This window comes from Methanocalculus sp., from assembly GCF_029762515.1.
Classification (GTDB): domain Archaea; phylum Halobacteriota; class Methanomicrobia; order Methanomicrobiales; family Methanocorpusculaceae; genus Methanocalculus.
Genome location: NZ_JARVGN010000055.1, coordinates 1 through 7,988, shown reverse-complemented (window position 1 = coordinate 7,988; position 7,988 = coordinate 1). Strand labels below are relative to the sequence as shown.

The window sequence follows — 7,988 nt, the reverse complement described above, 5'->3', positions numbered from 1 at the left end:
GCTCTCAAACCACCGATCAGAGACGATGATTGCATTATCGCTGTTGATGTCAAAACCCATCCCCCGCTCTTCCAGAATGCCCACAACCCGGAGGCTCTGGCCAACAGTCCCGATCGAAAAGCGGCTCCCTGTCTTCAGTGAATAGGTCTCGGCGAGGCGGGGGCCGACCATTGCACCGGAAGCCCCCCTGAGGTACTGTCCGTCTGATAGTTCCAGAAGGAGCGGGACATCTGATGTCCTCATTCCATAGATGGCAGCAAATCCGGTCTCCCCGCCGACCCTTATCCGCTCTCCGCCCGAATAGACAGGGATCGCGGTATGGGGAGCCGATGCACGGATGATCCGCTCCAGCTGGCGGGAGGTGATCAGGTCATCTGAAGCAATTCCCCCGCCACGCCCCATGACACTTCCCCCTGTGTGCGGCACGACAACGATCGTATCTCCAACAGTGGTCAGATCCTCAGATATTGAGAGGACGAGGGATGAGCCGAGGATTCCCATAGAGGTGATTGCAACAACACCGATGATGATGCCGATCATTGCCAGAAGGGATCGGAGCCAGTGGAGCCTGAGGTTCCTGACGGCGAAGAGGAAGAATATCGGCCGGTTCATTGTATCCTCCCATCGACAATTTTGATCACGCGATCGGCATACCGGGAGAGGGTCGGATCGTGCGTAACCATGATAATCGTCTTCCCTTCCTCCTTCTGAAGACGTGAGAGGAGATCCATGATCTGGGCGCCGGTTTTTGTATCGAGGTTCCCTGTTGGCTCATCCGCAAGCAGGATCTCAGGGTTGTTAATCAATGCCCGTGCAATCGCCACCCGCTGCTGCTGGCCGCCGGATAGTTCTGAGGGTTTATGTTCGAGCCGCTCCTCACTGATACCGACAGCCGAGAGAATGTTCATGCACCGATCTGTGCACACATCTGCGCCTCCATTAAGGATGAGTGGGAGCCTGACGTTCTCAATTGCAGAGAGAAGCGGGATTAAATTGAACTGCTGGAAGATGAAGCCGAGATGCCGGCGGCGCAGGATCGTCAGATCATCATCACTCAACTCGCCGATATTCTGGCCGTTTATGAAGACCCCACCATCTGTTGGGGTGTCAAGGCACCCCATCATATTCAAAAGAGTGGATTTTCCTGAGCCTGAGGGGCCCATGATCGCGATGAACTCCCCCTCCTCGATCGAGAGGCTCACATGATCCAGAGCAGTGACGTCTCCACTCTTCAGGGAGTATATTTTCGTGACATCCTGGAACCGGATCGCTGCCTTCATCGCTTCTTACGCGAGTAGAGGAGTGCTCCGGCGACGATCACAACAGAGAGCCCGATGATCCCAATCACCATCGGGGATATGCCATCCTGTTCCGCAACAGGCATCGGTCCTGATTGAATCGTCACATGGGTAACCTCCTCGTAGAGATTCCCATCATCATCCCGGTACCTGGTCACAAGAGGTACTGTCTCGGCATCTTTTGCAGTGAATGTCACCTCGAACGAGGAGAAGTCATCTGCATCAAGTGCACCAACAACATAGACCCGGAAAGGATCGATCGGCTCAGCGGGATCCTTTGTTGTCATCACGACAGAGCGGGCAGTTTCAAGGCCGGCATTCGAGACATCCCCGGTGATCCGGTATCCACCGGCAATTGATGTGACCTCCACATTCGAAACGATCGGCTCAGGAACCCTCTTTGCGGTGCCAGGCACAACCGGGATGGTGAGGGGGACGGTTTGCCGGTTCTGGCCATTGCGGTATTCGACATTGAAGGTGATATCGCCTGTTCCTGTTGGGGTGACAGAAAATTCAGCTTCTTTTTTCTCTCCCGGTTGGAGAGTGCCAATGAAGATACTTGTTGGGACAGTATTTGCTATTCCTGTCTGCGGGGTGATAGTGACACCGGAGAGTGAATTTTCACGCGGATTACCGACAGAGACAACAACCACATCTTTCTTTCCCTCCATGAAGGTATCAGGGCGGGTTTTGATACCGGCTTCAATCGGAGTTTTATCCACCTTCAGTGAAATCGGAAACATCATATTGCCACTCGGGACAAAATTCAGGGAGAAGCGGGGATAGAAGATACCCTCCTCGTTTCCTGCACGTATAGTAAAACTGGTTGTCATCGTATCCCCAGCACCCAGCCTACCCACTCCGATGTAATGCGGACTCTCGATGACATAGATACTCCGGGTTCCCTGAAGGTTTACTCGTGATAATTCAACCGAATCAGTGCCTGTATTTTTAATGACGATAGTTACTGTCCCGGTATCATGGGGGAAGAAGACCTCAGGATCGAGAGAGACATCGATCACACCTACCTGGGAAGCGGTGCTGGTTCCAACTATCCCACATGTCAGTGCAATGCTCAGAACCAGCAGGATCATTACTTTTTTCATCAGAATACCCCATATGATGCGATGACTATAATCAGATAAAGGACTACCGGGATAATAACTGTGATCCCTGCATCCCGTGCTTTAAGCTTTCGTGCATGACGGATCCCATAGTACCAGATGTTTGCCGCCCAGATCATGAAGACAACGGAGAGGAATGTCTGGAGAAGGGTGAAATCCGCCATCACCGGCTGGTTCATGAATGCCTCGACCGCCTCTTCGGCAACTGTCGTGTCCATGATGTCACGTATAACCGGGGCAACCACCTGATCGGCAACCATCGCAAGATACGCAATCCCGATTCCGGCGGCGGCAATCAGCGGCGCCATCCCATACCCGACTGCTTCAAGTACCTTCTTCATCGAACCTTCACCATGGAAGGCCATGCTTACCAGATAGAAGAGAACCGCTGCAACAATCCAGACCATGATACCTCCAACGAAGCCACCGATCGCTCCAAAGATCGCAATGACACCCCCATACCCTTCGAGGGCAACATCGTACATCGGGGCCATAAGAGCGGCCATCTGGTACCCGGCAACTGCCGAGAGGATACTATAGATAATGACTATTCCAAACGGCACCGCAAATGCCGCCTCCTCTTTTGAAAGCTCCCCAAAGAACTCTTCAGGCCTGAAGAGTGCTGTTATAATTTTTAATGCCATACGCTGTTCACCACCGGCACCAGATCCAGGTGCCTGAGAATGTAAAACATATGTTACATTTGCACTTAATCCTTATCATCATGAAAATCCCGCCTAATCCTGCCCCGGACGTTCGACTACTGTAAGCTCATCCGAGAGATCAGCTGTGAGATCTGCATCTATGAAACCTCCATCTGATGGGAGCCGCATCATGAAGTTAAGGGTTTCATCAAGTGATACAGTTGCAGAATCAAGGGAAAAATCCACAATATGGCCTCCGACACTCCGATCATCGCTGATGAAATGGAGATGATATCCCGGAACATTCAATCCGGCAACATACGCAGGAAGACGGAAGCCGACAGCAGTTCCGCTGATGTTGGTATGGGTTGCCATATACTGATCAGCCAGGGCATTGACAAGGCGAGGGTATGGCCGCTCCTGCCTGTGAGGGGCACGAACCGTCACCTTCGGGAACATCCCGTCTATTCTGATCGCATATTTCAGGTTCTCCGACCTGATTGTTCCATCAATATATTCCTCAAATTCAGCAAAATTTCCGGTCGATAGATGTGGTATCGTGATATCGGGATAAAAAAAAGTCACTGCTGCAAGCGGAACCAGAAGATCCAGAGGAGCAACCACAACCGATCCATCTGCACGTGCCTGGTAGACAACACCGTCAACCATGATCAGCTCCCCATCAAGCGAGTCGAAGGTCCCGATCCCGAGATCGCCGTAAAGGCTCAGATCCGATACCGGCATTACGCCATCATAGACGCTCTCAAGGAGGGCATCTATCGTTGAGACCTGAAAGATGATCTCGCGATCAGGCAGGGGTTGAACGTCTGGTGTTAAACCGCTGATGAGCAGTGTGCCACCGGCACCGATGAAAATACCAATCAGAAGAACGATGAAGAGATATGAGGGGGTGCGCATACATCTCACTCTGCAATCATACTATTTCAGCATGCCTGAGAACCCGGCAGAGTCCATCAGTACTGCCCCAAATCCCCAGCCCGGTATCCGGGTTCTCCACAATGAAGATCCACATTATCTCCCTCTTCTCTTCCCTGTACGATCATAATAGAACTGTGATTGATCAACGATTGTCATAATCCAACCTCTCTCTCACCCTTATGGATGAACTGCATCGGAGAGGGAAGGAATATTTCATTATGAACATAACAGATTACATATCCGATGCTCGCGAGCAGAATATTCCCGGCTGAAATACAATCCCTTACGGATCTGGCGGATTTTTTGGAGGAGACACTGGAAAAAGCCGGTGCAGAGCCAAAAGAGATTTTTGATATCCAGCTTGCAGCAGATGAGATCTTTACGAATATTTCATCCTATGCATATGGAGAGGAGCAGGGAGTGGTAGAAGTGATGGTAAAGTGTTCAGAGGAGGAGATCAGTATCGCCCTTATCGACTCTGGAAAACCATTTAACCCGCTCTGCCTGCCACCTCCGGATATAACCCTCGGGATTGATGAGCGGAAGATTGGGGGGCTTGGCATCTATCTCGTCAGGGAGATGATGGATGGTGTATCCTATCTCCGGGAGAATGGGAAAAATATTCTTGCCATCGAAAAAAGGCGGGTTAAGAAGAGAGAATAGGGGAGTTACAATCACTCTCTTCGTGCAGGGCAGAGAGCAACACCGCACTCCTCACATGCCTCATGGCAGGGCTCCATATGGACGGTGACATGGCACCTCGGGAACTCTTTCTTCAGATCCGCCTCCAGGTGGTCTGCCAGATCATGGGCTGTGCTGAGGAGGATATCATTCTCAAACATCACATGGAACTCAATGAACCTCTCAGGGCCGGATCTCCTTGTTCTCAGGCCATGGAAGTTCACATAATCAGTGCAGTGAGCAATCAGGATCTCCCTGATCCGCTCCACCTCTTCTTCAGGGAGACGGGTGTCAAGGAGATCGGCAAGCGATCGCCTCACAAGGCCGATCCCTGTCCTGATGATGACAAGTGCCACACCAAGGGCGATGAGCGCATCAAGAAGGAGTATGCCGGTGAAATGTATCAGGATAAGTCCGGCAAAGACACCGACCGATGTATAGACATCAGTCCTCAAATGCCAGGCATCGCTCTCAAGTGCAATCGATTCGGTCTTTTTGGCGATCTTCATCATCCTGTGGGATATCAGGATATTTGCTATCGCAGATACGCCGACTGCCACCATCCCGAGCCCGAGAAGATCGGGGTCGAGGGTGCTCTCCCCCCGCATCAGGGCAGTTGAAGCTTCATAGATGAGGAATAATGCTACAAGCAGGATCAGTGTCGCCTCGATGAGTCCCGAGAGCGACTCAAATTTTCCATGCCCGTATGTATGCTGATCATCCGGTGGATGCGCAGATTTCCTGACGGCAAAATATGCGATAGATGAGGCGATGATGTCGGTTGCCGAGTGTACTGCATCAGAGATGATCGCAACCGATCCGGTGAGAAAACCAATCGCCAGCTTCAGGATGACGAGGAAGGTGTTGCTTGCGATTGCAACCCCTGCGATCTGTTTCTTTTCGCGGTTGGCCGGGTCGTCTGGGCGGGGAGGGAGCATTGTCCTATCCTGTTTTTGTGGAAGAGAGGAAAAATATTGGTATTGGGGGATCTCAGTTCAGCCGGGGAACTCCGCCCTTCCAGGTAAGATGGCGGTTTAAGAAGAAGTTCCAGAGGAATGCTACCAGTATGCCTGCAAGATTTGCAACCATGTAATAGATACCGCCAAATTCCGTGAGGAGATAGAGGACTCCAAGATTGATGAGCAGGCCGCCTGCGGCGATGATATGGAAAGCAAATAATCGCTTAATCCAGGAGTAGCGGTGAATCAGTCTCCGGGATGAGAACGTCCAGAGATCATTTAAGATGAAATTATTCAGGATGGAGAGTTCAATCGCCACCACCGCGGATACCAGGTAATATAACCCTGCATACTCCGTCAGCAGGTACAAAAGCCCCATATTGACGACGATCCCGGAGAGGCCGACAAGGCCAAACTTGATCAGCCTCATCCATTCGGAATATACATGACCTGTTCGTGAAACCAGAGCAGAGAGTGCAATGGAGATCACCTGGGCAGCATACTCGGTCATAGTGCTCATCCTGAGTTTGCTCTCTCCTGCCTCCCGATCATGGAATGTGAAGGGAAGCTCGGTTACTGTCACCCATCTGCCTCTTCCCAAAACTTCTAAGAGTATCTTATATCCCCGGGGGCGGAGAGGGGCATCAGAGACGACTGATCGTTTGAGGGCGAAGAAGCCGCTCACCGGGTCGGTTACTTCAGGGACAAGAATCCGGGCCATGCCTGTTGCGCCAAGGGAGATGATACGGCGCTTCAATGGCCAGTCTTCTATTCCACCACCTTTGAGATAACGGCTCCCTACTGCAATATCAGCACCTGAACAGACAGCATTGTACATTTCCGGGATCATTGATGGAGGATGCGAAAAGTCTGCATCAATAACAAGAAGGATATCGCCCTTTGCTGCTGAAAATCCTTCAACAACCGACTGTGAAAGGCCCGGATCGTCCTCCCTGACAATAATACGGACTTCAGGGTTGGATGCTGCGATCTCCTGTACAATCCGGATCGTGCCGTCACGCGAAGAGTCATCGACAACCAGCACTTCTCCATGAATACCACTGTTCCTGAGGATAGAAAGAATTGAATCTATCATCCGCCCGATATTCGCTGATTCATTGAAGGTTGGTATAATAATGGAGAGTTTGGGATTCCCTGTCAACAGCACATCACTCCGGGATCATAAAGAGGTGTATCCCGGTCAGCGAACCAGCATACCCGGAATTCTGCTCAAGCCATGCATATGCTCCACCAGACGGATCTGCCGCAAAGATGTCGCCGGTCACAATAAAGAAGATCCTGTTATTCTGATGAGAAATTCGGATGGCATCAAGATTATCGGCAGTTGTTGCGCTGAGCTGGAGCGTTCCATCTGTTTCATTTGAATAATAGTAATTAAGAGGCTGCCTCATGTACCCCGGAACCAGGACGATGACATCTCCGGGCTCTGTTACCTCAGAAAGCGCTCCGGATAAGCCCCTCCAGTCGTTCTTCGAGTAGGTGGTATAATACCCGGCGAGGAACGGCACCTGGATGAGGCAGAGCACAAGAACGGCTACTGCAAGCACATGTGGAGAGCGGAAACCCTCAGGTATGAGCCTGAATACAGCCGCAATGCCAATAAAGAACGGCAATATCATGGCAATGAGATATCTCGGGACCATCGGCATCGAGCCTGCCAGAAGGAGGGAGACGATGAGGGGGGCGATAAACAGAAGGATGAGAAGGAGAGCCTCCTCACGGCGGTTTATAAAGAGACCAATGAGCCCCGCTATGAACAGGATCATGAAGAGAACAGCAATCGGTGTGCTAAAGCCGGAGATAGACTCGATTGTCGAGAGGATGAGAGGAAGACCGGATGTCCCAAATACCGCGCCTGTTCCGGTTCTTGATATGAATAAACCGATACCGACGATCAGGAGGGGGAGCATCGTTATACCAAGGACTGCTATCCCTGCTGCAACCGGGATAAACGGTCGTTCTTTCGCAATATATTCACGCCCCCTTGTCACTGCTTCGAAGAGAACCAGTACCCCTACAGGAACAATAGCATAGAAGTGTGTCCAGACAGCAAGCGATCCGACAATTCCGAAGAGGACCCAGTCCATGATCAATCCACGGCGACGGGCGAGAAGATAGAGCCAGCATGCAAGGGCAAAGAAGAAGAGCATCGGAACATAAGCGCGTGCATCCTGGGAATAGAAGATATGGAATGGAGATACAACGAGCAGTGCCGCTGCAATGATCCCGGTCTGTTCGTCAATCAGCTCGCGGCCGATGAGATAGAAGAGAGGGATTGTGAGCGCTCCAAAGAGTGCAGGCAGAAGGCGGAGGACGACCTCA

Annotated in this window: 9 protein-coding genes; 1 reads left to right on the top strand and 8 read right to left on the bottom strand. The window is 51.4% G+C overall.

All coding sequences use genetic code 11. The features are described 5' to 3' along the window. The 5 genes from QCH34_RS03170 to budA form a co-directional block, all read right to left on the bottom strand. A partial coding sequence (locus QCH34_RS03170; RefSeq protein WP_300329963.1) for an ABC transporter permease occupies window positions 1-612 on the bottom strand: 612 nt, incomplete at its 3' end. Beyond that, on the bottom strand, window positions 609-1,280 hold the full coding sequence (locus QCH34_RS03165) for an ABC transporter ATP-binding protein (protein WP_300329960.1): 672 nt from the start codon (window positions 1,278-1,280) through the stop codon (window positions 609-611). The genes QCH34_RS03170 and QCH34_RS03165, both read right to left, overlap by 4 nt. Then, a complete protein-coding gene (locus QCH34_RS03160; RefSeq protein WP_300329957.1) occupies window positions 1,277-2,404 on the bottom strand; it encodes a hypothetical protein in 1,128 nt (375 codons plus the stop codon). Before QCH34_RS03160 ends, QCH34_RS03165 begins: the two co-directional genes overlap by 4 nt. Beyond that, entirely contained in the window at window positions 2,404-3,066 is a 663-nt protein-coding gene (locus QCH34_RS03155) for a YIP1 family protein (protein WP_300329954.1), read from the bottom strand. Before QCH34_RS03155 ends, QCH34_RS03160 begins: the two co-directional genes overlap by 1 nt. 93 nt (window positions 3,067-3,159) lie before the next feature. Further along, window positions 3,160-3,984 (bottom strand): acetolactate decarboxylase, encoded by an 825-nt coding sequence (budA, locus tag QCH34_RS03150; RefSeq protein WP_300329951.1) that lies wholly within the window; start codon window positions 3,982-3,984, stop codon window positions 3,160-3,162. Window positions 3,985-4,248: 264 nt separating this feature from the next. Between budA and QCH34_RS03145 the strand changes: the two genes are divergently transcribed. Next, window positions 4,249-4,668 carry an ATP-binding protein gene (locus tag QCH34_RS03145; protein WP_300329947.1) on the top strand — a complete coding sequence of 140 codons (420 nt, stop codon included), beginning with the start codon at window positions 4,249-4,251 and terminating at the stop codon, window positions 4,666-4,668. Window positions 4,669-4,679: 11 nt separating this feature from the next. Here the strand turns inward: QCH34_RS03145 and QCH34_RS03140 are convergent, their stop codons facing one another. The 3 genes from QCH34_RS03140 to QCH34_RS03130 form a co-directional block, all read right to left on the bottom strand. Continuing rightward, a complete protein-coding gene (locus QCH34_RS03140; RefSeq protein WP_300329942.1) occupies window positions 4,680-5,624 on the bottom strand; it encodes a cation diffusion facilitator family transporter in 945 nt (314 codons plus the stop codon). Between the two features lie 52 nt (window positions 5,625-5,676). After that, window positions 5,677-6,807: a glycosyltransferase family 2 protein gene (locus QCH34_RS03135; protein WP_300329938.1), complete on the bottom strand. Its 1,131-nt coding sequence runs from the start codon at window positions 6,805-6,807 to the stop codon at window positions 5,677-5,679. 7 nt (window positions 6,808-6,814) lie between these two features. Then, window positions 6,815-7,988, bottom strand: a 1,174-nt coding sequence (locus tag QCH34_RS03130; RefSeq protein WP_300329935.1) for a glycosyltransferase family 39 protein, incomplete at its 5' end; no start/stop codon positions are given.